The 24,747-nt window shown below is 71.5% G+C and carries 23 protein-coding genes; 1 reads left to right on the forward strand and 22 read right to left on the reverse strand.

Translation table 11 applies throughout. The annotated features are described in order from the left end of the window. Window positions 1-103: 103 nt before the first annotated feature. The 22 genes from JL106_RS04105 to JL106_RS04210 all read right to left on the reverse strand — a co-directional run bounded on the left by JL106_RS04105 (window position 104) and on the right by JL106_RS04210 (window position 23,917). A complete protein-coding gene (locus JL106_RS04105) occupies window positions 104-316 on the reverse strand; it encodes a hypothetical protein (protein WP_205259430.1) in 213 nt (70 codons plus the stop codon). Between the two features lie 532 nt (window positions 317-848). After that, window positions 849-1,064, reverse strand: coding sequence for a hypothetical protein (locus JL106_RS04110; protein ID WP_205259431.1), 216 nt, complete (start codon window positions 1,062-1,064; stop codon window positions 849-851). 450 nt (window positions 1,065-1,514) lie between these two features. Further along, a complete protein-coding gene (locus JL106_RS04115; RefSeq protein ID WP_205259432.1) occupies window positions 1,515-2,495 on the reverse strand; it encodes a hypothetical protein in 981 nt (326 codons plus the stop codon). A 550-nt stretch (window positions 2,496-3,045) separates the two neighbouring features. Next, window positions 3,046-3,870 carry an HpcH/HpaI aldolase/citrate lyase family protein gene (locus JL106_RS04120; protein WP_205259433.1) on the reverse strand — a complete coding sequence of 275 codons (825 nt, stop codon included), beginning with the start codon at window positions 3,868-3,870 and terminating at the stop codon, window positions 3,046-3,048. A 7-nt stretch (window positions 3,871-3,877) separates the two neighbouring features. Beyond that, on the reverse strand, window positions 3,878-5,344 hold the full coding sequence (locus JL106_RS04125; RefSeq protein ID WP_205259434.1) for a dihydroorotase: 1,467 nt from the start codon (window positions 5,342-5,344) through the stop codon (window positions 3,878-3,880). Continuing rightward, complete coding sequence (locus JL106_RS21920) at window positions 5,331-6,815, reverse strand: MmgE/PrpD family protein (protein ID WP_205259435.1); 1,485 nt, start codon at window positions 6,813-6,815, stop codon at window positions 5,331-5,333. Before JL106_RS21920 ends, JL106_RS04125 begins: the two co-directional genes overlap by 14 nt. Continuing rightward, window positions 6,808-7,659: a cyclase family protein gene (locus tag JL106_RS04135; RefSeq protein WP_205259436.1), complete on the reverse strand. Its 852-nt coding sequence runs from the start codon at window positions 7,657-7,659 to the stop codon at window positions 6,808-6,810. Before JL106_RS04135 ends, JL106_RS21920 begins: the two co-directional genes overlap by 8 nt. A 34-nt stretch (window positions 7,660-7,693) precedes the next feature. Beyond that, window positions 7,694-8,890, reverse strand: coding sequence for a CaiB/BaiF CoA transferase family protein (locus JL106_RS04140; RefSeq protein WP_407940095.1), 1,197 nt, complete (start codon window positions 8,888-8,890; stop codon window positions 7,694-7,696). A gap of 146 nt (window positions 8,891-9,036) precedes the next feature. Beyond that, window positions 9,037-9,387 carry a hypothetical protein gene (locus JL106_RS04145; protein WP_205259438.1) on the reverse strand — a complete coding sequence of 117 codons (351 nt, stop codon included), beginning with the start codon at window positions 9,385-9,387 and terminating at the stop codon, window positions 9,037-9,039. Window positions 9,388-9,471: 84 nt separating this feature from the next. Then, entirely contained in the window at window positions 9,472-11,454 is a 1,983-nt protein-coding gene (locus JL106_RS04150) for an oxidoreductase (RefSeq protein WP_205259439.1), read from the reverse strand. A gap of 5 nt (window positions 11,455-11,459) precedes the next feature. Next, on the reverse strand, window positions 11,460-11,849 hold the full coding sequence (locus tag JL106_RS04155) for a nuclear transport factor 2 family protein (protein ID WP_205259440.1): 390 nt from the start codon (window positions 11,847-11,849) through the stop codon (window positions 11,460-11,462). Next, window positions 11,846-12,355, reverse strand: coding sequence for a (2Fe-2S)-binding protein (locus tag JL106_RS04160; protein ID WP_205259441.1), 510 nt, complete (start codon window positions 12,353-12,355; stop codon window positions 11,846-11,848). Before JL106_RS04160 ends, JL106_RS04155 begins: the two co-directional genes overlap by 4 nt. After that, window positions 12,340-13,215: an FAD binding domain-containing protein gene (locus tag JL106_RS04165; protein ID WP_205259442.1), complete on the reverse strand. Its 876-nt coding sequence runs from the start codon at window positions 13,213-13,215 to the stop codon at window positions 12,340-12,342. The genes JL106_RS04160 and JL106_RS04165 overlap by 16 nt, the downstream gene beginning before the upstream one ends. Continuing rightward, window positions 13,212-15,617 carry a xanthine dehydrogenase family protein molybdopterin-binding subunit gene (locus JL106_RS04170; protein ID WP_205259443.1) on the reverse strand — a complete coding sequence of 802 codons (2,406 nt, stop codon included), beginning with the start codon at window positions 15,615-15,617 and terminating at the stop codon, window positions 13,212-13,214. The genes JL106_RS04165 and JL106_RS04170 overlap by 4 nt, the downstream gene beginning before the upstream one ends. Then, a complete protein-coding gene (locus tag JL106_RS20675; protein ID WP_205259444.1) occupies window positions 15,617-16,207 on the reverse strand; it encodes an ureidoglycolate lyase in 591 nt (196 codons plus the stop codon). Before JL106_RS20675 ends, JL106_RS04170 begins: the two co-directional genes overlap by 1 nt. Window positions 16,208-16,241: 34 nt before the next feature. Continuing rightward, window positions 16,242-17,660: an MmgE/PrpD family protein gene (locus JL106_RS21925; RefSeq protein ID WP_205259445.1), complete on the reverse strand. Its 1,419-nt coding sequence runs from the start codon at window positions 17,658-17,660 to the stop codon at window positions 16,242-16,244. Further along, complete coding sequence (locus tag JL106_RS04185; protein ID WP_205259446.1) at window positions 17,657-18,481, reverse strand: ABC transporter ATP-binding protein; 825 nt, start codon at window positions 18,479-18,481, stop codon at window positions 17,657-17,659. The genes JL106_RS21925 and JL106_RS04185 overlap by 4 nt, the downstream gene beginning before the upstream one ends. Before the next feature lie 62 nt (window positions 18,482-18,543). Then, window positions 18,544-19,314: a hypothetical protein gene (locus JL106_RS04190; RefSeq protein WP_205259447.1), complete on the reverse strand. Its 771-nt coding sequence runs from the start codon at window positions 19,312-19,314 to the stop codon at window positions 18,544-18,546. Then, window positions 19,314-20,786 (reverse strand): FAD-dependent oxidoreductase, encoded by a 1,473-nt coding sequence (locus JL106_RS04195; protein WP_205259448.1) that lies wholly within the window; start codon window positions 20,784-20,786, stop codon window positions 19,314-19,316. Before JL106_RS04195 ends, JL106_RS04190 begins: the two co-directional genes overlap by 1 nt. A 61-nt stretch (window positions 20,787-20,847) precedes the next feature. After that, window positions 20,848-21,924: an ABC transporter substrate-binding protein gene (locus tag JL106_RS04200; RefSeq protein WP_205259449.1), complete on the reverse strand. Its 1,077-nt coding sequence runs from the start codon at window positions 21,922-21,924 to the stop codon at window positions 20,848-20,850. Between the two features lie 109 nt (window positions 21,925-22,033). Beyond that, entirely contained in the window at window positions 22,034-22,879 is an 846-nt protein-coding gene (locus JL106_RS04205) for an ABC transporter permease (protein WP_205259450.1), read from the reverse strand. Between the two features lie 228 nt (window positions 22,880-23,107). Then, entirely contained in the window at window positions 23,108-23,917 is an 810-nt protein-coding gene (locus tag JL106_RS04210; RefSeq protein ID WP_205259451.1) for an IclR family transcriptional regulator, read from the reverse strand. A gap of 93 nt (window positions 23,918-24,010) precedes the next feature. Between JL106_RS04210 and JL106_RS04215 the strand changes: the two genes are divergently transcribed. Continuing rightward, the gene (locus JL106_RS04215) at window positions 24,011-24,727 is read left to right on the forward strand and encodes an SDR family NAD(P)-dependent oxidoreductase (protein WP_205259452.1); all 717 of its coding nucleotides are present in this window, start codon (window positions 24,011-24,013) and stop codon (window positions 24,725-24,727) included. Window positions 24,728-24,747: the final 20 nt, after the last annotated feature.

Below are 24,747 nucleotides of genomic sequence, written 5' to 3' on the forward strand. Positions count from 1 at the left end.
ACGCGCTGGTTGTTGGCGCGGTTGGCGACTGGTGCGATATGACCCCGACGACGGAGGGGTGGCCACGCGCTCGGCGTGGCCACCCCTTCGGGAACAGGTGAGATCAGACGACCTTGGCCTGCCACATCGAGATGTCCAGGACCTCGTGGTCGTTGCGACGCTGCGGGGTGGTGCCCAGCTCGAGGCGCATCGCGGACGGGGCGAACGCAGCCAGCTCGGCGGCCTGCTGCCGGCGGGCCAGCTTGGTGGCGCGACGGTCGACGCGGGCCGCGTGCGCCTGGGCCAGACGGGCGGTGTGGCTCTCGGTGCTGCGCATGGTGTTCCTCCGGTGAGTTGAGCGGCGGAGGCTGCGCCTTTGCGGTCCCGCGTCTGCGAGCAACTGGCTCGTCGCTCTCTGCCAACAATGATGCGCCGAGAACGATCAGGTTGCGAACGGGAACGGCATGATCCAGGCCACTGTGACTCACGCAATGCGTGGTGTTGCCGCCACCACAATGACCAGGTTAGAGGCCTGCGGCGAACGCCCGGTCGGTCGAGATGCTGCTCTCCGAAATGGATCTCGACTCCCCTGGTTTCCGGTGCCGGATCACTGGCTTCGATGCTCCATTCCGGCCGGGCGCGAGCGGTGCGCCATTCGGTGAATGGCGCGCGCTCCTGGCGTCCAATTGTCCAGCCGATCAGAACGCAACGGTGGGCCAGGTCACCGGCATTGCGATGCAGACCACACGCCGATGAGGGTCTGCCCCGCGTCCTCACGACCCGAAGACGACACCGGGCCGGCCCGCTGGTGCGGACCGGCCCGGTGCACGGACGGCGCTGCTGTTCGGCCGCCCGTTGGTTGCTCAGGATCAGGCAGCGCGGGAGGCCTGGCGAGCCAGGATGTCGAGGATGACCTCGTCCTGGTGACGCTCGGCGATGGTCATGATCTCCAACCGCTGCGCCGGGGTGTCGAAGCTGGCCAGCTCGGCGACCAGCTTGCGGTGGGCGACCCGGGCGGCCTTGCGGTCGGCGCGGACCGCGAACAGGCGGCCCAGCTTGGTCTGGGTGACGGTGCTCTGCTGCATGGTGGTACCTCCGATGAGTTCGTCGACGGATGCGCGCCGTTGCACTCACGTTCTTGCTTCGGTCAGCGACCGGATCGTCGCTTCCCGCTACCTATGATGCCTGACCGGACGATCGGTTGCGATCGATCCCGAGTGTTTCTGTTCGGATGTGACCTAATCGATTCAGCGGCGCTGAGCTGGGGTGGCCGCGGTCACAGCTGCTGCCTCGCGTCCCTGGCACGGGCGCGGCGCGAGACCCCTGTCAGGAGATGTTCGACTGCCGTTGGGGTTGCACCGGCTTCCCCAGCCGCGTGAAGTTCTGCGCCAGGCTGGAGAGTTCCGACCCTGTGCGGCGACCTCCTCCCCGGGTTGACCGGGGTCGGACCCACCAGCGCGGGGGCCGAGCCGTTCCGGCGGGGTCGGACGTCGGTGTCCCGCGAGCGGCCCGGCGATGACGGGGCGAACGCTCGGTCAGCGGCGGGCCAGGCTCTCGATCCGGAGCGGCGGCGTCACGTGCACGGTGCCGGTCACTGCGCCCGCCGCCAGCATCCGCCGGCCCCGCTCCCAGGCCTCCTCGACCCGGGCCAGGACGAGGTCGGGGTGGCTCAGTTCCTTCCAGACGAAGCGGACCACGGTGAACCCGGCGCTGCGGAGCGCGTCCTCACGTTCCTTCTCCCGGACCAGTACGGTGCTGTCCCATCGGTCGCCGACCCGGTACTTGCTGTGCCCGTCGAACTCGACCAGGGTCGCGACATCGACGTAGGCAAGATCGACGCGGCCGAGGAACACGCCTGCAGCGCTCCGGATCTCGGTCTGCAACTCGGGCACGGGCCAGCCCGGTGGGGAGAGCATCAGGCGGAGCCGGGACTCCCCCGGGCTCTCGCTGCGGCCGTCCACGGCGGCCAGTGCGCGCCGCGCGGACGGCGTGCCAGGACGGACCCGTCCACGGTGGAGGACGGCCAGCACCTCGGCGGGCGTCGTCAATCGGTCGCGCAGGGCGTGATCGGCCGCCATCACGACGGCCTCGCGGCGGGTGCTCCGAGCCAGGTCGACCAGCGTGCGGGCGACTGAGGTGATCCGGAGTCCATCGGTCCCGATGACGTCGCCGTCATCGAGCTGCGCGGCGTGGCGGACGAACGCCGATGTCCGCCGACCGCCCCAGTGCGGCGGAACCGTGAGGTGGACCGCCCCCAGCTCCGAACGACCCAGCGGCAGTCCGTGCAGAGCCGCGGCGGACGCGTGGGACACCACGCCGGTCGGTGCCTTGAGCGCACGTGCCACCACCCGGTCGCGGTAGTCGGCGATCGGGTCCGTCTCGGCCACCGTCCGGAAGACGCCGCCGGCGAGCCGGACCAGCTCACCGGACCGCACGCGGCGGCTGAGCTCGGCCGGAGTGTGGCCGGCGTCGAGCAGCGCGCGGCGGGTGAGCAGCGGACGGGCGGCGGTGGTCATGAGCGCGACCCTGCTCGTGCTCCCGTCGTCGGACCAGGGGTCAGCGGACGCTGTGGACAACTCGACCGGTGTGGACGGCTGTCAGCGCAGCTCCTCGGCGAGCGCCACGATGATGTCGTCCGGGCCGCGCAGACAGCAGAGCCGGTTGAACGGGCCAGGATGACCTGGCCAGCCGGGCGGTGTTCCGCTTCGCGGGTGGCGACCGGACGCCGCTCACCCTCGCCCGAGGCCAGGACATCGTCGAAGCGATCGAGCGGGTCTACTGCTCCTGACACCGTCGTCGAGGGACGCCGAACGCGCCCGCACCCGGGCCCTGCACGACGACGTCCGACCCCGGCCGACAACGCCCGACCCCGAACATCCAGGGCCGAACCCACCACCCAAGGGTCGGACCCACCACCTCAGGGCCGGAGTCGCCGGGTCAGGCGCAAGCCCCGCTCCCCCCGCCACACCGAACTCCGATCCCGCATGACCAGGTCCGACCCCGAACAACCAGGGCCGAACCCACCACCGCAGGGTCGGACCCGACCGACCCGCCCTGGGCCGGAGCTCACCGCGCCCGGGACAGCACGTCCTGCGCGCTCCGCACCACGGCGGCGTCGATGAAGGCGCCCCCGGCGGTCACGGCCACGCCGCCCGACGCCGCTTCCCAGGCCTGCAGCACGGCGGTGGCGTCGGCCACCTCGGCGTCGGACGGGGTGAACGTCTCGTTGATCACCGGCAGCTGCCGCGGGGTGAGGGCGGTGCGGGCCCGGAAGCCCTGCCGGGCCAGGGCCCGGGTGCTGGCCACCAGGAGGTCCGGGTCACCGAGGTCGGTGAGCACCGGGCCGATCGGTCGGGTCAGCCCGACCACCGCGGACGCCAGCACGATCTGGCCGCGGGCCCAGGCCATCTCGGTGCGCTCGCGGTCCGGGATGAGACCCAGCTCGGCGGCCAGGTCGGCTTCACCGACGCCGAGACGGATCACCCGTGGCGCGCTCGCCACCTGCGTGGCCAGGGCCAGTCCACGGGCCGATTCGATGATCGCGATGACCCGGGCGCCCGACCCGGCCGCGCCCAGCCACCGGTCGACCTGGGCCAGCAGTTCGGGCTCGGCCTTGGGCACCACCACCCCGGTCAGCGCCGGCATCACCACCGCCGGGAGGTCATCGGTGACACTGTCGGCGTTGATCCGCACCCACCGCTCGACATCATCACTGTCGGAGACAGTGTCGAGCGAGGCCCTGACCGCGTCGCGGGCGAGCGGTTTGCCCGCCCGCGACACGGCGTCCTCCAAGTCCAGGATCAGCGCATCCGCCCCCGACCGCGCAGCCTTGGCCAGCTTGTCCGGCTGGTCGCCCGGGACGTACAGGTAGCTGCGCGGGATCCTGCTCATCGGCCGCTCAGCGCCCGGTCGGCCGCGACAGGTACTTGCCGGTCGGCTCGCCGGTGACCTTGCCGGAGTCCAGCACCCGGGTGCCGCGCAGGAAGGTGTCGGTCACCTTGGCCGACAGCTCGATGCCCTCGAACGGCGTGTACTCCTGCGTCGACTCGGAGTCGGCCGCGTGGATGGTCCAGGTCGCGTCCGGGTCGACCAGGGCGATGTCTGCGTCGTATCCGACGTCCAGCAGGCCCTTGGTGCGCAGGCCGAACCGCTGCGCCGGCGCCCAGGCCAGCATCCGCGCCACCGCACCGACGTCGAGCCCGCGGCGGCTGCCCTCGCTGACGAGCGCGGGCAGCAGGTACTCGGCTCCGCCGAAGCCGGACTTGGCCACGAACACGTTGTCCCGCGGCTCGCCGAACTTCTGCTCGTCGCGGCAGCAGGCGTGGTCACTGACCACCCAGTCGACCTCGCCGGCCATCACGTGCTCCCACAGTGCCTCGACGTCGTCCCGGGGACGGATCGGCGGGTTGACCTTGCCGCCGATGCCCGAGGCGGTGTCGATGTCGGTCACCAGGTGCCCGATGGTCACTTCGCGCCGGAAGTCGACGTGCGGGAACGCCGTCTTCATCCGCAGCGCGGCGTCCATGGCCTTGGCCGACGACAGGTGCAGCAGGTTGATGGTGGGCAGCTCGGTCTCGTGGGCCAGGTACGAGGCGATCGAGACGGCCAGGCCCTCCGAGTGCGGCGGCCGGGAGGCGCTGTAGGCGGCCAGCCCGGACAGCTCGCCGGCCTCCTCCACCATCTTGGTGTAGGCGGTCATGATCTCGGCGGTCTCGCAGTGCAGCGACAGCGAGATCTCGTCGGCCAGCTCGGGGAACTGCTGGCGGGCGTCCTGGATGCCGCGCATGACGAACTCGAAGTGCGCCAGGTCGTACCGCTCGTCGGCCGGGATCATCAGGAACGAGTTCTGGTCGGCCGAGCGGCCGTGCAGGCCGTGCGAGCCGTAGAACATGAAGATCTTGAAGCTGGTGACGCCGTGCTCGCTGATCAGCGACGGGATCTCGCGGATGTGCTCCTTGGACATCGGCGCCAGGTGGAACGCGTAGTCCACGTAGGCCTTGTCGGCCGAGGCGGCCAGCACCTCGGGGAACACCTCGGCGTACGGGCCGCCCTTGTTCAGGTAGTACTGACCGGTCCGCATGTAGGTGATCGCCGTGGTGACGCCGCCCTGGGCGCAGGCCCGGCTCTCGGTGCTGGTGTCGACGTCCAGCGGGTTGTAGATGCCCCAGTGCTGGTGGGCGTCGACCACTCCCGGGAACGCCAGCTTGCCGCCGCCGTCGACGACCTGCGTGCCCTCCTCGACCGGCAGATCGGCACCGATGGCCGAGATCCGGCCGTCCGTCACGGCGATGTCGGCGGTCTCGGCCTCGGTCCGGTCGTGACGGACGATCCGGACGTTCTTGATGATGAGATCAGCGTGCGGCATGGAGCTCTCCCTCGTGGATGGGTGCCGGGGCCGGTCCGGTCCCGATGGCGGCCAGCGGCCGCAGGATCGCCCGGACATCCGGGAGCTGATCCATTCGCAGTGCAGCGGACCGGATCTCACCGGCCACCTCGGGCGCCAACATCGCGCCCACGTTCATGTCGAACTTGATGCCCAGCTCCTCGTCATTGAGCGGGCGTTCCGGACCGCCGCGGTTGGCCAGCACCTCGGCGTGCCACTCGCGGCCGGCGGTGTCGACCGCGTCGACCACGGCCGGGAACTGGAACGGATAGATGGCGTCGCACTGCTCGCTCGGCTCGATGTCCACCTTGGCCATGAGCTCACGCCGCCAGGGATCCTGGGCCAGCTCGTCGGTGAAGTCGCCGAGGCCGAGCCCCAGTCCCCCACCGCCGCCGATCAGACCGGCGATCACCGCGAACGGGCCGCTGAACTGGGCCTGGTAGCCGGTCACCGGCGCCCGCTTGATCTCGATCGGCTGACCGATGGTGCGGATCACCGAACTCGGCACCCGGACGGTGATGTGGTCGAGATCCTCTGCCCGCAGGCCCTGCTCGCGCAGGTCCATTCCGGCGTCGATGGCGGCGTGCAGGAAGTGGTTGGCCGGGTACGGCTTGAAGAAGATGCCCGGCACGGCCCAGGTCTCGCCGAGGCCCTCCAGCAACGGCGCCAGGTCGGCCTCCTCGCGCAGGAACGCCCGCAGGAACCCGAATCGGCCCTCGATGGCCGTGGGCGGCCCGGTGAAGCCCCGGCGCACCAGCTGTGCCGCGGTGACGGCCGAGTGCGCGGCCCATCCGCAGTGCAGTCGCTTCACGGTGCCTCCGGTGCGGTTGGCCTCGATGATGCCGGCGGCCATCGACGCGGCCACGCCGATCGCGTGCTGCACGCCGTCGGCGCCGAGCCCGAGCAACAGCGCGGCGGACGCCGCCGCCCCGACCGCCCCGCAGATCGAGGTGGCGTGCTGGCCGTGCTCGAAGAACACCGAATTGGCCAGATCGGTGTTGTAGCCGGCCATCCCGAGCCGGACCGCGACCTCCAGGCCGACGGCGATGGCAGCCACCGTGTCGGCCCCGGATGCACCGGCGGCCTCGGCCGCGGCCAGGGCGGCCGGGACCACCGAGGCGCTGGGGTGCAGCACGGAGGGCAGGTGGGTGTCGTCGAAGTCCAGCGAATGGGCCAGCACGCCGTTCAAGAACGCGGCCTGCGCGGCCGGGACCCGCTCGGCCAGGCCGATCGCGGTGGCCTCGGGCCGGCCACCGGCGTCAGACACGAACTCCGCGGCCGCCACGCTGGTCGGCAGCTCGAGCGCCCCGACACACAGGCCGAGCACGTCGACCACCCGGCGCCGCACGCTCGCGGCCACGTCCTCCGGGATGCCGCCCGCCAGCGCGTCCGCCGCGAAGACCCCGAAGCGCACGGCCACGGCATCCGGGGCCGAGCCGTCCACATCAGCCACGGCCGACCACCGCCAGCGGCCGGACCGGAGAGCCGGTGGCCCCGAAGATCGGCAGCGGCGAGAGCACGAACAGGAACTCGCGGACGTCGGCCGCGGCGAGACCCTCGAGGTCCATCGCCTCGATGATGTAGACGCCGCGCTCCACCAGCAGCACCCGGTGCGCCGGCAACGTGGCATGCCCCTGACCGGGGCGCAGGCACTCGAAGGCGATGGTGTCGGCACCGGCGGCGTGCACGCCACGGTCGGCGAGCCAGTGCGCTCCGGCCTCGGACACGCCGGGCACACCCGTCTGCGCTCCGACGTACGGTGCGCCGCTGTCGAAGTGGACGCCCCAGCCGCTGCGGACGAGTATCACGTCACCGGACCGGATCGGCGCGGGCAACCGGCGTTCGGCCTCGTCCAGGTGCTCCGGCGTGAACTCGAACCCGCCCTCGGCCGGCCCGTCCAGGCCCAGCACGGCGGGCAGATCCAGCAGCACCCCGCGCCGCACCATCGGCTGGATGGTGTGCACGCCCAACTCGGTGTACCGGCCGCCGACGCCGGCCTGGATCGCGTCGCTGCCGTCGAGCAGATGACAGTCCTGGGAGACGTGGGCGAACGCGTCGATGTGGGTCCCCACGTGAGTACCCATGGAGATGATGTCGTTGGCGGCCGAACCGCCGTCGTGGCGGACCATGTCGCCGTGTCGCCGGGGCAGCGCATGCCAGAAGGCCGGATGGTTCGGTGACTGCGGCATCCCGATCCGCAGCTGCCGGCCGAGGTCGTGGATGGTCACGTCCTCGGCGGCGAACCGCAGCAGATCCGCGGTGGTCGGCGGAGCGCCGACCTGGTCGGTGACGGGCATCGATCCTCTTCCTCGTTCAGGCGGCTCAGGCGGCTCAAGCGACGATGCGCCGGGCTCGCAGCTCGGCGACCGTTTCGGCCGAGCACCGCAGTTCGTCGATCAGGATCCGGTCGGTGTCCGCACCCAGCGGGCGCCCCGGGAACCGGATCGAGCCGGGATGGTGCTGGGCACGCCACAGCACGTTGTGCTGCAGCAGCTCGCCGAAGTCCTCGTCGGGCACCGGCACCAGCATCTCGGTCGACCGGACGTGCTCGTCCTCGACGAGGTCCTGGGCCGTGTAGATCGGGGCGACCGCAGCGCCGACCCGTTCGAACTCGGCCAGCACCTCGGCCCGGTCCCGCTCCGCGATCCAGGACCCGACCATGTCGTCCAGCAGGTCGGCGTGCGCCGCGCGCTCCCGGCCGCTGCGGAACCACGGCTCGGTGATGACCTCCGGATGGCCGACCAACTCCAGCACACGCTCGGCGATGGACTGGGCGCTGGTCGAGACCGCCACCCAGTGACCGTCCTTGGTCCGGTAGGTGTTGCGCGGCGCATTGTTGGTCGACCGGTTGCCGTGCCGCATGCCGATCTCGCCGGTCTGCGCGTACGCCATCGGGCCGGGACCCACCGCGGTGGCGATCGGCTCGAGCAGGTTCACGTCGATGATGTCGCCCCGACCGGTGGTCGTCCGGGCCAGCAGCGCGGCGAGCGTGGCGGTGGCCGCGGTCATCCCGGCGATGCTGTCGGCCAGGCCGAACGCGGGCAGCGTCGGCGGCCCGTCCGCCTCCCCGGTCAGGTGCGCGAAGCCGCTCATCGCCTCGGCCAGCGTGCCGAAACCGGCCCGGGCCGCGTACGGACCCCGCTGCCCGAACCCGGTGACGCGCACCAGGATCAGCCGTGGGTTGACCTCGTGCAGTCGTTCGGGCGCCAGACCCCAGCGCTCGAACGTGCCGGGGCGGAAGTTCTCCACGACGACGTCCGCGGTGGCGGCCAGGCGCAGGAACAGCTCTGCACCCTCGGGCTTGCCGAGATCCAGCGCCAGCGTCCGCTTGTTGCGCGAGACCTCCTTCCACCACAGCGCGATGCCGTCCGCGACCGGGCCGTGGCCGCGCATGCCGTCACCCTTGACCGGGTGCTCGATCTTGATGACGTCGGCGCCCTGGTCACCGAGGATCTGACAGGCCAGGGGGCCGGCGAGGATCGTCGATGCGTCGAGGACCCGCAGGCCCGTCAACGGTCCGTCCTGCACTGACTCCACCCCGTTCCGCTCAGCAATTCATCGTTCCGCTCAGAGATTACCCGTCCCGGTCACCGGAATCCATGCCCCGACGGGCATCGAGACCGGTGCCGGTGCGCACGGTTCCGCGCCATCCGATCCGACCGATCGACCGGTCGTCAGATTTCTTCGGCGTAATTGATGTTGACGTCGGTGCGCCAGCCGGTGGCTGGGTCCTGACCCCACTTCTCCCGCCACCGAGCGGCGTGGTCGAGGATCAACTGGTCGCCGAAGTGCAGCTTGCCGCCGGCATCGAACGCATCCAGGTCGTTCACGAACATCAGGTCGAAATGCTTGAACCACTCGCCGCCGCCACGGCCCTGGCGCTTGATGACGAAGTTCGAGTACTGCTCGATGTTCGGATTCTGGTGGAACACCGGGTAGTCGACCTCGCGGGTGTACTCGACGTACTCCTCCAGCGGGACGCCGGGCTTGATGTTGTAGGTCAGCAGGACCAACTTGCGACTCATCGTTCAGCCTCTCTGCAGTGACTCCGGACACGGGTCATCGCGCCGGGACGGATCTCGGGCGCTCATCGGCCCGCAGTGCTCGACCTACAGGGCGCGACCGACGCGGTGTCCCTCGTAGACCGCTTCCAACAGGGATCTGGGGGCGAGCGCGTCACCGATCAGGTGCACCGGGACGCCCGCGTCCTGCAGCTCGACCGCGAGACGGTCGGCGGCGTCCGGCACGTCGACGACGACGACCACGTCCGGCACCGGCAGCCGCACGGTCCCAGAGACCAGCGACCGGGTCACCACCGCTGCGGTGTCGTCGAGATCGACCCGGGAGCTGGTCCACAGGTCGACGCCGAGCTCCCGCAGCCGCTGCACCGCGGTCATCCGGCTGTACTCCGAGACACCTGGGAACGCGGTCGGCGTCGCGGTCACGACGGTGACCGTCGCGCCCGCACGGGCCATGGTCTCGGCCACCGACGCGCCCGCCCAGCTGCCCTCGTCGTCCAGGACCAGGGCCGTCAAGCCCCTCCATTCCGGCTCACCCAACGCCTGGGCCACCGACAGGGTCCGGCGGGCCCCGGGAACGGCCCGGGCCGGCCGGGCCGCGCCGGCCGCGATCACCACCACATCGGCCCCGTGCTCCCGGACCGACGACACGTCGGCGGCCCGGTCGGTGTCGACCACGGCGTTCGCCGCCGCGAGCCGCCGCTCGGCCGACTCGCGGAGGAGATCCAGGTCACCGCGCCCACTGCCGCGCCGACCGGTGCGCAGCTGACCACCGAGCTCGTCGGCCGCCTCCCACAGCTCCACCCGATGACCGCGTTCCGCGCTGATCGCCGCAGCCTCCAGGCCGGCCGGGCCACCGCCCACGACCAGGACCGAGCGCGGCTCGGCCACGGCCTCCACCGCCTCCGGCCACTCCTGCTCCCGGCCGACGCGGGGATTCATCATGCAGGTGATCGGGCGGTGGCCGGCGATCTCGCCGATGCAGAAGTTGCACGACACGCACGGCCGGACGGTGTTCTCCGCACCGGCCTGCACCTTGCGCACCAGGTGCGGATCGGCGATGTGCGCGCGGGTCATGGCCAGGGCCGCGAAGGTGCCCTCGGCCAGCACCTTGTCGGCGGTCGCGATGTCGGTGAACCGACAGGCGGCCAGTACCGGGACCGCACCTGCGACCGCCGCGGCGACCGCCTGCTCCTGGGGCAGGTACGGCGCGGGTCCCTCGCTCATGTCCGCCACGTGGTGCCCGACCGACGGCACCGTGTACGAGCTCACCGACACGTTCAGGAAGGCGATCGGGCGGGTGCTGGTCACCGCGGCGGCGATCCGGCAGCCCGAGGCCAGGTCCTGGCCGCCGGGCAGCAGCTCGTCGGCGCTCATCCGGACCCCGACCGGTACGGCGGCGCCGACGGCGTCCAGCACCGCGTCGAGGACCTCGAGCGGGTAGCGCAGCCGACCGTCCTCGTCACCGCCGTAGGCATCGGTGCGGGCGTTCGACGCCGGCGAGATGAACTGGTGCAGCAGGTGCCCGTGCCCGAAGTGGATCTCCAGCCCCTGGAAGCCAGCCCGGACCGCCACTCGCGCGGCGGCGACGTAGGCGTCCCGGACCGCGGTCATGTCGGCGCGGGTCATCGCATGCGGAGTCTGCCCACCCGCGGTGAACCGCCGCGGGCTCGGTCCCCAGGACGCGGTGCGCAGGAACGGGTTCTCGCTGTGCCGGCCGGCGTGGGTGAGCTGGCTGAACACCGCAGCGCCCTCGTCCCGCACCGCGGTGACGATGCGTTCCAGCATGGGCAGGCCACGCTCGTCGCCGGACAGGCCGCCGGCCCGCCCCAGACTGGTTTCGTGCACCCGCAGCGGTTCGGTCATGATCAGCCCTGCACCGCCGCGCGCCCGTTCCCGGTGGTAGGCGACGTGCCGGTCGGTGGGCAGGAAGTCGCGGCCGAAGTTGGTGGTGTGGGCCGAGACGAAGATCCGGTTGCGGAGCGGGACACCGCCGATCGTGACCGGAGCCAGGGCGTGCGGGTAGCGCGCGGCGCCGGAGGCCGGGTCGGCTCCGCGTGCGGTGGTGGCCACCCGGGTCACGCTCCCGCTCCGGGCCGGACGACGCCGAGTTCGGCCAGGTCGTTCCAGACCTGCTGCCCGGTGATCGCGCCGTCCCGCAGAGAGAACCGATCGACGAACCGGACGCCGTCGAACGCGGTGCCCTCCAGGGTCTCGCCCACGAGCGTGCCCGTGCAGACCACCACGGCGGTGCCGTGCTGCGCCGGGACTTCGTCCCAGGTCAGGTACTGCTTGCGCACGCTGCGGTACCGCCCGGCGCCGTAGGCCGCCACCTCGTCCAGAGCGGTGAACCGGCGGCCGCCGGGGAAGATCATCTCCGCGTCCGGGGCCAGCAACGCCTGAGCGCCGGTGCGGTCGCCCGACTCCATGCGCTGCAGGAACTCCCGCACCACGGCGACGCCCGTCACGCCGGCTCCTGGTGCTCGGTCACGCCGGCCGAGCCGGCACCGGCGCGCGCTTCGTCCACGCACCGCCGCACCGCCCTGAGGATCGGCATGTACCCGGTGCACCGGCACAGGTTGCCGTTCAGCGCGAGCGTGATGTCCGCGTCGGTGATCTCGCCCTCGCGGCGCAGCAGCTCCTCGGTCACCAGGATCATCCCCGGTAGGCAGTAGCCGCACTGGAAGGCGAACTCCTCCCAGAAGATCCGCTGCACGGCGTCCAGTTCGCCGTCGGGTCCGGCGACGCCCTCGAGCGTGGTGATCTCGGACCCGGCGGCCGAACCGGTCAGCACCGAGCACGACTTGGCCGTCTGCCCATCGATCTCGACCGTGCAGGCCCCGCAGTCGCCGGTCAGGCACCCGACGTTGGTGCCGGTGAGCCCGAGGTCCTCGCGCAGGGTGCGAACCAGCAGCCGGCAGGGGTCGGCGTCGACGTGGCGCCGGCGTCCGTTCACCGTCAGTTCGACGTCCATGGTTCCTCCCCGGAGTTCGGGTCCTTGGCCAGCGCCTGCTGGACGGCACGCGCGGCGATCACCGGGCTGATCCGGGCGCGGTACGCGCCGTCGGCCAGCACGTCGGTCCACGGCGTGGGGTCGGCAGCAGCGATCTGCTCGGCCAGCAGCGTCCGCAGTTCCCGCTCCGGCAGGTCGGCCGGCACCCCGGCCAGGGACAGCCGCAGCGGGCGTTCGAAGGCCCCGCCGACCGAGAGGACGACGTTCCCGACCGGGCTGGCCAGGCACGTCGCGGTGACGATGGGCCAGCTGCTCTCGGCCAGCTTGAACTTGACGTAGCCGAACCGGTGCCGGGGCCGCGTCGGCGCCGTGATGCCGGTGAGGATCTCGGCCGGTGCGCGGGCGGTCCGGAACGCTCCGGTGACCCAGTCCTGCGCGGCGATCAGCCGATGACCGCCGGCCCCGTCCACCCGGATGGTGGCGTCGAGACCGACCAGCAGGCCGGGCACGTCGGACGACGGGTTGGCCCAGGCGGCCGATCCGCCGACGGTGCCCCGGTTGCGGATCTGCGGGCCGCCGGTGATGCCGCGGGCCACGGTCTGCAGCACGGCCAGCGCCGCCCCGCCGCCGGGCAGAGTCGTGTCCAGTACCTGCCGGTAGGTGGTGGCCGCACCGATGGTCAGGGTGTCCGCCTCGACCCGCACGCCGCTCAGCCGGGCGTTGCGCAGGTCCAGCACCAGATCGGGACGGCGCGTGCGGTGCGACATCTCGGGCACCAGCATGGTGCCGCCGGAGAGCACCGCCGGATCCTGGGCCTGGGTCAGCAGCGCGGTGGCCTCGGCGATCCCGGTCGGTGCGGCGTAGGTGGGAGTGCCGGTCACGACGACACCACCGCGGCCTCGTCGAGCACCCGCAGCACCTCGGGCGGGGTCAGCGGGATCCGGCGCACAGTGACGCCGAACGGCGACAACGCGTCCTCGACCGCGTTGGCCACCGCAGCCTGCGCCCCGCCGATGCCGGCCTCGCCGGCACCCTTGTTGCCGTGCACGGTGAACGGGCTGGGTGTCACCTGGTGCACCATCCGCAACTCGGGCAGGTCGCCGGCCCGCATGAGCAGGTACGACTTGAACCGGTCGGACAACAGCGCGCCGTCGTCGTCGAACACCAGCTGCTCGGACAGGGCGGTGCCCAGCCCCATCACGATCGCCCCGGTGGCCTGGCCCTCGACCAGCGACGGGTTGATCATGGTGCCGCAGTCGTGGGTCATCACGTAGTCGACCAGGGTGACCTTGCCGGTGTCCGGGTCGACCTCGACCACGGCGCCGTGCAGGCAGCTGGAGTACGTCGGGTACGGCTGGATCCGGCCGTGCTCGTCCGGGGTGTGGTCGATGTTGCCGGGCATGAACGCCCGGGTGGACTCCAGCACCGGCTCGATGTCCTTGGCGATGGCGAACGCACGGGTGAGCAGCGTGATGGCCACCTCGGCCACCGGCACCGTCGTGGCCGGATCGGTCCGCGACGTCACGATCCCCTCGTCCACGTCGAGGTCGTCGGGGTCCACCGACAGCATCCGGGCCGCAACCGCGACGATCTTGGCCCGCACGTCCCGCGCCGCCAACGCCGCGGAGCCGCCGCCGACCACCATGCTTCGGCCACTGAAGTTGCCGAACCCGTTGGGGCACTGGTCGGTGTCGCCCTGGATGACCCGGATGGTGCCGATCGGCACCCCGAGCTCCTGGGCCACGATCTGCGCGATGCCGGTGTCGTTGCCGCCGCCGGGGGTGGTCACGCCGGTGAGCACGGTGACCGACCCGGTGACGCTCATCCGCACCGTGGTGGTGTCGAATCCCGAGACGAACGTGCCCGGACCGTCGGAGGACTCGGGGGTCAGCTCGAAGGCCAGCCCGATGCCCAGGTGACGGCCCTGGTCGCGGGCCTGCCGCTGCCGCTCCCGCAGGGCGTCGTAGTCCAGCGCCGCCAGCGTCTTGTCCAGCAGTCCCGGGAAGTCACCGCTGTCGATGTTCAGCCCGGTCGAGGTCCGGTACGGCATCTCGTCCGGGCCGACGAAGTTCCGCCGCCGGATCTCCGCCGGGTCCATCCCCAGCCGGCGGGCCAGGACGTCGACGATCCGCTCCATCACGAAGTGGGCGGCGTCCTTGCCGAATCCGCGGGCCGCGTTCAGCGACGGCTTGTTGGTGGCCACCACCTGCAGCTGGATGTCACACGCCTGCACCGCGTAGCCCGACGGCAGCGTGGTGGCCGACATGTTCGGCATCGCCCAGCCCGGCTGGGCCGAGAGAGCGCCGGTGTCGGCCACGATCGCGTTGCGCAGCCCGAGGATGCGTCCGTCCCGGGTGGCGCCGACGGTGATCCGGTGGACCTGCTCGCGGGCGCCGGCCATGAAGCACTCACGGCGATCCTCCACCCACTTCACCGGCCGGCCGAGCTGCTGCGAGAGCAGCGCAATGAGCGTCTCCTCCGGGTGCCCCTGCATCTTGAGGCCGAAACTGCCGCCCACCGTGGTGGTCACGATCCGGATGCGGGTCTCGTCCAGCCCCAGGCTGGCCGACAGCATCCAGCGCATCTGGTGCGGGTTCTGGCAGGCCGCGTGCACGGTGAGGGTCTCGTCGGCCGGGTCCCAGGAGGCCAGGTAGCCCCGCGGCTCCATGGGCGCCGTGGTGGTGCGGGCGATGTGCAGCTCCTCGGTCACCACGACGTCCGCGGCGGCCAGCGCCGCGTCGACGTCGCCGATGCCGTACTTCTTGGCGAAGACCACGTTGTCGGGCCACTCGTCGTAGACCCGCGGGGCGTCGGGCCGCAACGCCTCGACGGCGTCCAGCACGTGCGGCAGCGGGGTGGAGCGGATCCGCACCGCGGCCGCCGCGGCCTCGGCCTCGGCCCGGGTGGTGGCCACCACCGCGGCCACCGGCTGCCCCACGAACACCGTGGTGTCCACGGCCAGGCACCGGATGTCGACCCGCCGGCCGCCGCGCGCTGCCGGGTCGATGAAGTACGGGATGGGCCCGCTGAGCTCCGCCGCCTGCCGCCCGTCCAGCACCAGCTGCACCCCGGGCATGGCCCGGGCCGCGGTGGCGTCGATCCCGTCGATGCGGGCGTGCGCCTGGTCGCTGCGCACCACGACGGCGTGCAAGGTGCCGGTCGGCCGGTGGTCGTCCAGGTACCGGACCCGCCCGGTCAGCAGCTCGTCGCCGCCGACCTTGCGGGACCGGCGGCCGATGATGCCGTCCGGACCCGCTGGGCGGACAGTGGTGGGGGCGGACATCAGGGCAGCACGACCTGCAGGCGCCGGCCGGTCCGGTGCACCGGGCTGCGCTTGTCGACGTCCAGCGAGTGCACCTCGCCGTGTTCGTCCAGCGCGGTCTGCAGGCCCTTGGTCACGCCCGGCGAGCTGGACAGCACGAACATCTGGCCCTCGCGGGTCGGGAACGGCGGCTCGTGCCAGGTCCCCCGGTGGATGTTCAGCACCGCGTCGCCCGGCACCAGGAACGCACGGACCTGACGGAAGTCGGGGAACCCGTCGACCAGCTCCACGTCCGGCGCGGCCACCACGGAGACGAACGGGTCGCCGCCCAGCGGGATGAAGGTCTGGGTCATCCCGTGATGCCGCTCCAGGTAGCGGATCTCGCCGCCGCGCAGCCCGACCTTGAACATGATGAACTCGGGCGTCTCGTCGCACTGCAGCACGACCGGACCGTGGATGGAGTTGCGGCCCGAGTAGTAGTCGATGGGCAGCTGCTCGGTGTCGCCCAGCGAGAGCACCTCACCGAACGGCGCGAACGCCGCGGCGGTGACCGGCTCCGGCACGATGGTGAAGACGTCCTCGGCGGCGCCGACGGTGTCGGGCTGGCTCACGGCAGGATCCTCTCGGAGTTCGTGGATGTCGGAATCAGTCGCGCAGCAGCGCGGTCAGGTCGCGGACTCGGCCGGTCGACCCGTCGATGGCGGTCCGCAGCCGCTCGGCGCGGTCCCGACCCAGCCGGGGATCGGCGTAGGTGTGGAACTTGGCCAGCCGCTGCTCGGTGGTCATCGGGGCCCGCTTGTCGCCGAACGGGGTGTCGATGCGGGTGCGGTGCACGGCGCCCGAGGCGGTCACCACCTCGACCTCGGTGGCGGTGTACTCCGGGTAGAGCGCCTCGAGCTCCGGATCGACGACCAGGGTCACCGACCCGGCCAGCCGGTGCACCTGCGGGTCGGCCCGGCGCTGCTCGCCGTACTGGAGCGCGACGAGGTCACGGTCGACCAGCGCGGCCGCCGCGGTGTACTGCACGCTCAGCGTGCACGGCACCGTCGAGGGCACCTCCGCGGACGCCGTCGATCCCACCGTCGGCATCGCCGACACCGGCCGGTCGACCAGTGTCGCCGCGACTCCGTAGGTGTGGATGCGGATCCCGGTCACGTCCTGGGGCGCCAGGTCGTGCTGCTCCGCGAGCTCCAGGCAGGCCTGAGCGGCGCCGTGGGTGTGCCGGCAGCCGGCCCACCGCTTCTGGTGCACCTCCAGGATGGTCCACTCGGCGCCCAGGCCCGCGGTCAGCTGGGCATCATCGGCCCGGCCGCCCATCAGGGCGATGAGACCACGTGGATGTTCGAGGATCTCGTCCCAGCCGGTCAGTCCGGCGGCCGCGTGCTCGGCCGCCTCGACCGCGGCCCGGGCCAGCTGCCCGGCGAAGGCCGGCTTGACCGTGTGGCCGCTGAAGATGGCCTCGATGGCGATGGCCGGCACGAAGAAGCCGGCTCCGCCGAGTGCCCAGCCGATCCCGTCGGCGTCCAGGCCCAGCAGCTTCGCCGCCGCCGCCGCCGCGCCGAAGCCCGCCGCGGTCGGGAACCAGCCCGCCCGGGTCGCCTCCGGATGCAGACAGCGCCCGATCCGGTTCGCCACCTCGTACCCGGCGACCATCGCGGTGAGCAACTCCTCGACCGAGCGGTCCTGCGCCTCGGCCACGGCCAGCAGGGCCGGCAGCACGTGGGACGGGTGGAAGCCGCCGAACCGGTACCCGTCCTGGTGCTCCAGCACGTCGGCCGCGGCGCCGGTGGCGAACGCGGCGTCGGCCGGACTGGTCCGCAGGTCGCTGCCCACCACCGTGGCCACCGGGTGGCCGCCACGGGAGCGCACCAGCTCGACGATGGTCCGCACCTCGGAGACGTCGGCACCGCCCAGGGCAGCCGCGAAGAAGTCGAGCAGCATCACCCGGGCCTTGTGTTGCACGGTCTCCGGCAGGTCGGCCGCGTCCAGTCCGGCCACGAACGCGGCGAGTTCACGGGTCGCCCCGACCGCCGTCGTCGGCGCGGACCCGGCCGCGACCGTCACGCCGAGACCTCTCCCAGCTGCCCGCGCAGCCGGACGACCAGCTCGTTGAACCGATCCTGCTTGGCGGTGTCCAGGGTGCGCGGCCGGGCGATGTCGACGTCGACGATGTCCTGCACCCGTCCCGGCCGCGGCGACAGCAGCACGATGCGGTCGGCCAGGAACACCGCCTCGCTGATGGAGTGGGTGACCAGCACGACGGTCTTGCCGGTCTCCATCCACAGCTTCTGCAGCATCTCGTTCATGTTGTCGCGGGTCATCGCGTCCAGTGCCCCGAACGGCTCGTCCATCAGCAGGATGGACGGCTCATGGGCCAGCGCCCGCGCGATGGCCACGCGTTGCTGCATGCCACCGGACAGGGCCCGCGGGCGGTGGTCCAGGAAGTCACTGAGCCCGACCTGGGCGGCCAGCTGCTCGGCCCGCTCCCGCCGCTCGGCCTTCTTCACGCCGCGGGTCTCCAACGGCAGCGCGATGTTCCGCCACACCGACCGCCACGGCATCAGCGTCGCCTGCTGGAAGACGAACCCGAGATCCCCCAACGCATCCCGGGACGGCTGCTCGGTCCGCTCGTTGAACAGCGGCCTGCCGTTGATGGTGATGACACCCTCGGTCGGCGTGATCAGCCCGGCCAGCATCCGCAGCAGCGTGGTCTTGCCGCACCCGGAGGGGCCGAGCAGGACGACGAACTCGCCCGGCTTGATCTTGAGGTCGGTGGGCTTGAGCGCCAGCACGTTCCCGGCGTCGGTGACGTAGGTCTTGCCCACGCCCTCGAGGTCGATGCCGGCGCCGCTCGGGGTGCCGGTCCTGCGGTTCGGCTCGGTCATGGTTACACTCCGGTCGACAGGCAGCTCGGTCAGCTCGGACGCGATCCGATCGGCGGGCGCGCTCATGCGTACGCCCGCGCCGAGAGCGACTGCCAGGAGCCGGCGTCGTCGGGGGTCCGGTACGTGGTGGTGGTCGGGGCGTCCGAGCGGATGAAGGACATGGTGCCGCCCCGGCTGTAGAGGGGTCCGTGGAAGACGTCCGGGCTGCGGAAGAAGTAGCTGCCCGGCTGCATCACCCCGAGTCGGCCCATCAGCACGTCGCCGTAGATCTTGAACGACTCCTCGTACTGCGGGTGGGACTCCTCGTTCGGGCTCTTCCAGCCCGGCACCATCGCCGCCAGGTAGATGAACGCCCGATCGTCGGCGCGCAGCACCTTGGACAGCGCGCCGGGCTCCAGCGGGCTGCCGCTGCTCCAGCCGGCCGGCACCCACTGCAGGTCACGCTCAGGGTTGGTGTGGGTGATCGGTGCGGCGGATCGGGCGGCCGCGGTGAGCTCGGGCGTACCCCAGAACCCGCAGTACACCGTGAGACGGCGAACCGACGGCACGATCTCGAACGCAGCCCCGGCCGGCAGGTGCACGTAGTCACCGGTCGCCAGCGGGTTCCCGTTCAGGGTGCCGTCACCGGCCAGCACGAACAGGTCGACGTCGTCGGCCAGCGCACCGTCGACCCGGTCGGCCAGCCGGTGGATGGCGGTCTCGGCACCGTCGGACGGATCCCGGCTGAGCAGCTGCCGGCGGCCACCGGCCACCGCACCGAACTGACCGGCCGGGACGAGCTCGAACGGGACGTCCTGGGACTGGATGAAGTCGACGTCCGGGCGGTTCCACATCAGCGCCTCCCGGCGACGGTCGGGCCGGCGGTGCCGGCCGGTGCGATGGTCTGGTCGTGCTGGCCGGCCACCGTGCGGGCGACCAGGCGCCCGAAGGTCAGGGCCGGAGTGACGCTCATGCCGCTGACGAACGAGCGGCCGGACAGCGCGCTGCCGCCGAGCACCTCTCCCGCGGCGAAGAGGTTGGCGACCGGGCCGGCGACATCGAGCACCCGCAGCGTGCCGTCCACCTGGACACCGGTCGGGGTCTTGAGCACGGTGCCGTGGTTGCGGACAGCCAGGAAGGGAGGCTCCTGCAACGGCAACGGGAAGTGCCTGCGACCGAACACATCCGGAACCTCACCGGCTGCGGCCCGGTTGTACTGCTCGACGGTGGCCCGCAGCGTCACCGGGTCCATCCCGGTCCGCTCGGCCAACTCGTCCAGGCTGCCGGCCCGGACGAAGGAGGGGTGCGCGTCGTAGGCCTGCGCCAGCGCCTCCGCACTCCACGTCGGGAACAGCGGCGGCGCCTCGCGGGCGACCCGGGCGTCGGACACGATCCAGAACTCCTGGCCGGGCTGCACCAACAGTGCGTGCTCGCGGTCGTCGACGCTGTCGCCGTCCTCGGCGACGTACCGCTCGCCGCGGGCGTTGACGTGGATCTCCCACGGCCGCCGGGTCTGCGGGGTCAGGCTCGGGTAGTCGTCGAGCGGCACGCTGACGTGGTCACTGCCGTCCTCGAGCACCCCGCCGTAGGTCGGCAGGAACTTGTCCGCGCCGCGGATCCGGGCGCCCAGTCCCATGGCCAGCTCGATGCCCGACCCGGTGGAGTCCGGGGAACCGGGTCCGACCAGTCGCTTGCCCGGCACCAGCCGGCGGAACAGGTCGGGGTTGCCCGCGAAGCCGCCGGAGGCCAGCAGCACCGCCCCGACGGCCACGGTGCTGGTGGCGCCCGAGCCGTCGTGCAGCTCGACGGCTTCGATCGACCCGGCATCGGAGCGGAGCAGACCGGTGAGCCGGGTGTGCATGCGGACCGACAGCGACCGTCGCTGGGCCGCCTCGGTCTGCGGCAGCAGCACCTCGAGCACTGACCGGCCTCCCTGGCGGCCCCAGTAGGTCCGCGCCACCCGGTAGGCCTCGTGGAAGTGCAGGATCGCGGGCGACGCGGGATCCATGTCGAACCCCGCAGCCATCAGCCCGTCGATGGTCTCGGCGGCGTGCTCGACGGCCAGGCGCACCAGCACCGGGTCGGCAGTGTCCCGGCAGATCCGCATGACGTCGTCGAAGTGCGACTGGGGATCGTCGACGATGCCGTGCTGCCGCTGCAGATCCGTTCCGGCGGCGGACATCTGGGCCCACGAGCGCCACAGCGTGCCGCCCAGCCGGTCGGACTGCTCCACCAGCAGCACCCGCAGCCCCAACCGGGTGGCCTCCGCCGCGGCCGGCAGGCCGGCGGTGCCGCCGCCCACCACGAGCAGATCGAACTGTTCCATCGGTTCCCGTGTCCTCGCGTCGGTGCCGGATCCGTGCTTGCGTAGTCGCTCTCGCGACCGGTCAGACCTGGTCGATGTACTCGGTGGTGACGAAGGCGTCGACGCCCAGATCGGTGTTCTGCATGATCCCGGCGGTCCGCATGAGCTCGATCGCCGACTCCCAGGTGGACAGGTCGATGGTCAGGAAATCGTCGCCGCCACCGGACGGGGTGGCCAGCTTGACCTCTCCCTCGACCTTGGCCTTGGCCAGGTCCGGGTCCGAGACCTCGATCGGGTTGAAGGCCTCCACGGCCGACAGCACGCGGTCGATGTTGGCCGGGTCGGCCATGAACTGGTAGCCCTTGCGGCAGGCGCGCAGGAAGCCGACCACGGCCTCCGGCTGGGCCTCGGCGTCGGCCTTCTTCACGAAGTAGGAATCGCCCGGCATCTTGGCGAACTCGTCGGTGTTCAGGTAGTTGAGCTCGACGCCCATCTGCCCGAACGCCACCTCGGAGCCGAGGAACGTGATGAAGCCGTCGACCTCGCCGCGGCGCAGGAACTCCAGCGACCCCACGTCGGCCCCGGTGACGACCTTGTTGACGCCGTTCGGGTCGAGGCCCTCGGCCACCGACATCGCGTTCAGCAGCAGCTCGGTCGTACCGCCCTGGCTGATGACGCCGATGGTCTTGCCCTGGAAGTCGGCCGGGGTGAGCAGCGGGTTGGCCGGGTCGGAGGCCACGCTGTACTGACTGACCTGGTCCTTCTGGCCGACGGTGATGAGCGGCGTGCCCTGGTCACCGATGAGCGGGCAGGTGATGACCGCGGCCGCCTTGCCGAACATGGCCTGACCGGCGGCCACCTGGGACACCGAACTGGAGGTGCCGGTGCCGGCGATGGCCTCGACCTGCAGCCCCTCCTCGGCGAAGTAGCCCTCCTGGATGGCGATGTAGACGTCGGCGTGGGACACGATGTGCTGGAAGGGCGTCACGTACGCGATCGACACCAGGTTCGCGGCCGACGACTGCGTCCCGCCACCACCGCCCTGGCCCGGGCTCGACGACGACGACGTCGGCGCGCAGCCCATCAGGATGGGTGCGCCGGCGGCGGTCGTCACCGCGAACAGGCCGGCGTTGGTCAGGAAGCGGCGGCGATTGATCATGGAAGGCTTGCTCCGAACTGTGACGAGAAGCGTTGATCAGGGAAGGATGTGACTGCGCCGCGCGGCCGGGGCCGTAGGCGCTCGGACGGCGGGAGACCGTCGACCGCACTCACAACGACGTGGTGCGTCCAGAGGATTCGTGCCACGGAATGGCGAACCGGCGGATGCCGGCCACGATGGCGTACAGCGCGAAGCCGAGCAGGGTCATCACGATGACCGTGGCGAACAGCAGGTCGGTGCGCAGCGAGGACAGCATGACCACGGCCAGCGCGCCGAGACCGTCGTTGCCACCGAGGTACTCACCGACGACGGCGCCGGTGATGGCGAAGACGATGCCGAGCTCGACGCCGGTCAGCACGTAGGGCATGGACGACGGAACGTCGAGCGAGATGACCCGCTTCCACCACGGCGCCTGGATGACGCGCATCAGGTCGCGGTGACCGGGGTCGATGGACCGGATGCCCAGGATGGTGTTCTGCATCATCACGAAGAACGCGATGATCGCGGCCATGAAGATCTTCGAGGTCGCACCGAACCCGAACCACAGCAGGAACAACGGGACGATGGCGACCTTGGGCACCACCTGCGTGGCGACCAGGAACGGCGACAGGATCCGCTCGAGCACCCGGGCGCGGCCCAGGATGATGCCCAGCGCGATCCCGACCACGGCGGCCAGACCGAACCCGACGATGGTCTCGTAGAGCGTGAAGTAGAGCGCGGTGTACAGGTAGTCCTGCCCCAGCAGGTCCCACAGCGCCCGGGCCACCTGCTCCGGCGGCGGCAGCAGCAGCGGCGACACGTCGAACAGGACGGTGTAGAGCTTCCAGACGCCGAAGAAGGCGAGCAGCAGCAGCGGGGTGGTGACCCACAGCAGGGCCGGGCTGTCCTTGAGCCTGCGCCGCCGCGGCCGGACGGCAGCGGCCGCCACAGCGGGGCTGCTGGTGAGTGTCGCCATTGATCCCTCTTTCCCGAGCGTTGCGCCTAGCGGAACGGCGTACCGGCCGTGGATCCGAGGCTAAGCGCGCCCTCGTCGGAGGGTCAAGCATTCTTTTCATGCCCGGGCGCGATCAGGCGTGCTGCACAGGTCTTTCGAGCGCACGCCCGACCGCTGAGTAGACAGCTCTGAGCTGCACGGATGCGCTCGATCCGCTCCGCGGAACGGCGTTCTGCCGAACAGCGGGTATTAACGAGCTTGTAACGAACGGTGCCCGAGCGAGCGGGACACCTCGGCGGCCGCGTCCCGGACCAGCTCGCCGTAGTCGTGCGCCTCCTCCAGGCCGATCCGGGTCACCGGACCGCACACCGAGAGCGAGCCGTAGACCCGCCCAGCGGCGTCCATGACGGCCGCGGCCACCGATCCGGCGCCGGCCTGCCGCTCGCCCAGGCTGATGGCGTAGCCGCGCTCCCGGACGGCGTCCAGCTCGCGCCGCAGCGCATCCTTGGTGCGGATGGTCGACCCGGTCATCGGATCCAGGTGCACGGTGCGCAGGTACCGGTCGGTCTCCTCCGGCGGCATCGCCGCCAGGATGGCCTTGGACGAGCTGCCCGCGTAGAGCGGGTAGAGGATGCCCAACTGCACGGACATCCGGATCTCCTGCGGCGAGAGCACCTGCGAGACGTACATGCGCTCGTCGCCGAACCGAACGGAAAGCGTTGCCGTCTCCCGGGTCTCGGTGACCAATCGGTCCAGGTGCGGCGCGGCGATCCGCGGCACGTCCATCTTGGCCATCGCGGTCAGCCCGACGCTGACGGCCACCGGGCCGAGGCGGTACCGGCGGGTACGCTCGTCGACGGCGAAGAACCCGGACGCCACCAGCGTGCGGACCGCGCGGTGCACGACCGCCTTGCTCAGTGAGAGTTGCCGGGCCAGTTCCGAAATGCCGATGTCCGGCTCCTCGGTCGTGGCCACTGCCATGATGATCTGCACGGCGCGTTCGATTCCGCTGCTGGAGCCGGATTCTTCCTGGCCCACGGCCGCGGCTTCGTTCGACACGTCGCGAGTGTATAGTCTCGCGCCATCCCCGATCGCGTCGAATTGTTCCGCGATCCGCGCGGACTTCCCTGCGGCGCCGCATGTTTCGCACCGATGTCTTTCCTGGTCGCCGCAGGTCCTGGAGCCATCACCGAACGGGAGAAGTCGATGGAGAATGTCGTCGTCGTGGTCGGCGGTGCCGGCGGTATCGGCGCGGCGTGCGCTCAGGAGTTCCGCGATCAGGGCCGCACCGTCGTGCTGGTCGACCGGGCGCTCGGGCACGACGCCAGCGATCCGGACTCGGTGCGCCGTGCCCTGCAGGACGTCCCCTCGGTGACCGCCCTGGTGCACGCGGCCGGCTCGGTGGGTTCCGGCGGGATCGACGGGCTCGACCTGGTGCAGTGGCGGCGGGTGCTCGACGACAACCTGACCTCGGCCGCCGTGGTCAGCCAGCAGGTCCTGCCGCGGATGCCCCGCGGCGGGTCGGTGGTGCTGTTCAGCTCGGTCAACGGCCGGCACGGCGGCAACCGGCTGTCCGGGCCCGCCTACGCCGCGGCCAAGGCGGCGATCATCGGCCTGACTCGGCACCTGGCCAAGGACCAGGGGCCGCGCGGCGTCCGGGTCAACGCCCTGGCCCCCGGCCCGGTCAGCACGCCCATGCTGCACCGGCTGTCCGAGACGGAGATCGACCGGCTGCGCGCAGCCATGCCGCTCGGTGAACTGACCACGCCCGAGGAGGTGGCCGGGACGGTGGCCTTCCTGTGCTCCCCGGCGGCCGCGTCGATCACCGGCACGGTGATCGACATGAACGGCGGCAGCTGGATGGGCTGAGACGCCGAAGGGCGGCCCTG

Source organism: Nakamurella leprariae, assembly GCF_016918035.1.
In the GTDB taxonomy this organism is placed as follows: domain Bacteria; phylum Actinomycetota; class Actinomycetes; order Mycobacteriales; family Nakamurellaceae; genus Nakamurella; species Nakamurella leprariae.

Bases quoted from the DNA above. Each gene is read 5' to 3' on its own strand.
- JL106_RS04105 (WP_205259430.1), bottom strand. From the start codon at position 316: ATGCGCAGCACCGAGAGCCACACCGCCCGTCTGGCCCAGGCGCACGCG.
- JL106_RS04110 (WP_205259431.1), bottom strand. From the start codon at position 1,064: ATGCAGCAGAGCACCGTCACCCAGACCAAGCTGGGCCGCCTGTTCGCG.
- JL106_RS04115 (WP_205259432.1), bottom strand. From the start codon at position 2,495: ATGACCACCGCCGCCCGTCCGCTGCTCACCCGCCGCGCGCTGCTCGAC.
- JL106_RS04120 (WP_205259433.1), bottom strand. From the start codon at position 3,870: ATGAGCAGGATCCCGCGCAGCTACCTGTACGTCCCGGGCGACCAGCCG.
- JL106_RS04125 (WP_205259434.1), bottom strand. From the start codon at position 5,344: ATGCCGCACGCTGATCTCATCATCAAGAACGTCCGGATCGTCCGTCAC.
- JL106_RS04135 (WP_205259436.1), bottom strand. From the start codon at position 7,659: ATGCCCGTCACCGACCAGGTCGGCGCTCCGCCGACCACCGCGGATCTG.
- JL106_RS04145 (WP_205259438.1), bottom strand. From the start codon at position 9,387: ATGAGTCGCAAGTTGGTCCTGCTGACCTACAACATCAAGCCCGGCGTC.
- JL106_RS04160 (WP_205259441.1), bottom strand. From the start codon at position 12,355: ATGGACGTCGAACTGACGGTGAACGGACGCCGGCGCCACGTCGACGCC.
- JL106_RS04170 (WP_205259443.1), bottom strand. From the start codon at position 15,617: ATGTCCGCCCCCACCACTGTCCGCCCAGCGGGTCCGGACGGCATCATC.
- JL106_RS04185 (WP_205259446.1), bottom strand. From the start codon at position 18,481: ATGACCGAGCCGAACCGCAGGACCGGCACCCCGAGCGGCGCCGGCATC.
- JL106_RS04190 (WP_205259447.1), bottom strand. From the start codon at position 19,314: ATGTGGAACCGCCCGGACGTCGACTTCATCCAGTCCCAGGACGTCCCG.
- JL106_RS04195 (WP_205259448.1), bottom strand. From the start codon at position 20,786: ATGGAACAGTTCGATCTGCTCGTGGTGGGCGGCGGCACCGCCGGCCTG.
- JL106_RS04200 (WP_205259449.1), bottom strand. From the start codon at position 21,924: ATGATCAATCGCCGCCGCTTCCTGACCAACGCCGGCCTGTTCGCGGTG.
- JL106_RS04205 (WP_205259450.1), bottom strand. From the start codon at position 22,879: ATGGCGACACTCACCAGCAGCCCCGCTGTGGCGGCCGCTGCCGTCCGG.
- JL106_RS04215 (WP_205259452.1), top strand. From the start codon at position 24,011: ATGTCTTTCCTGGTCGCCGCAGGTCCTGGAGCCATCACCGAACGGGAG.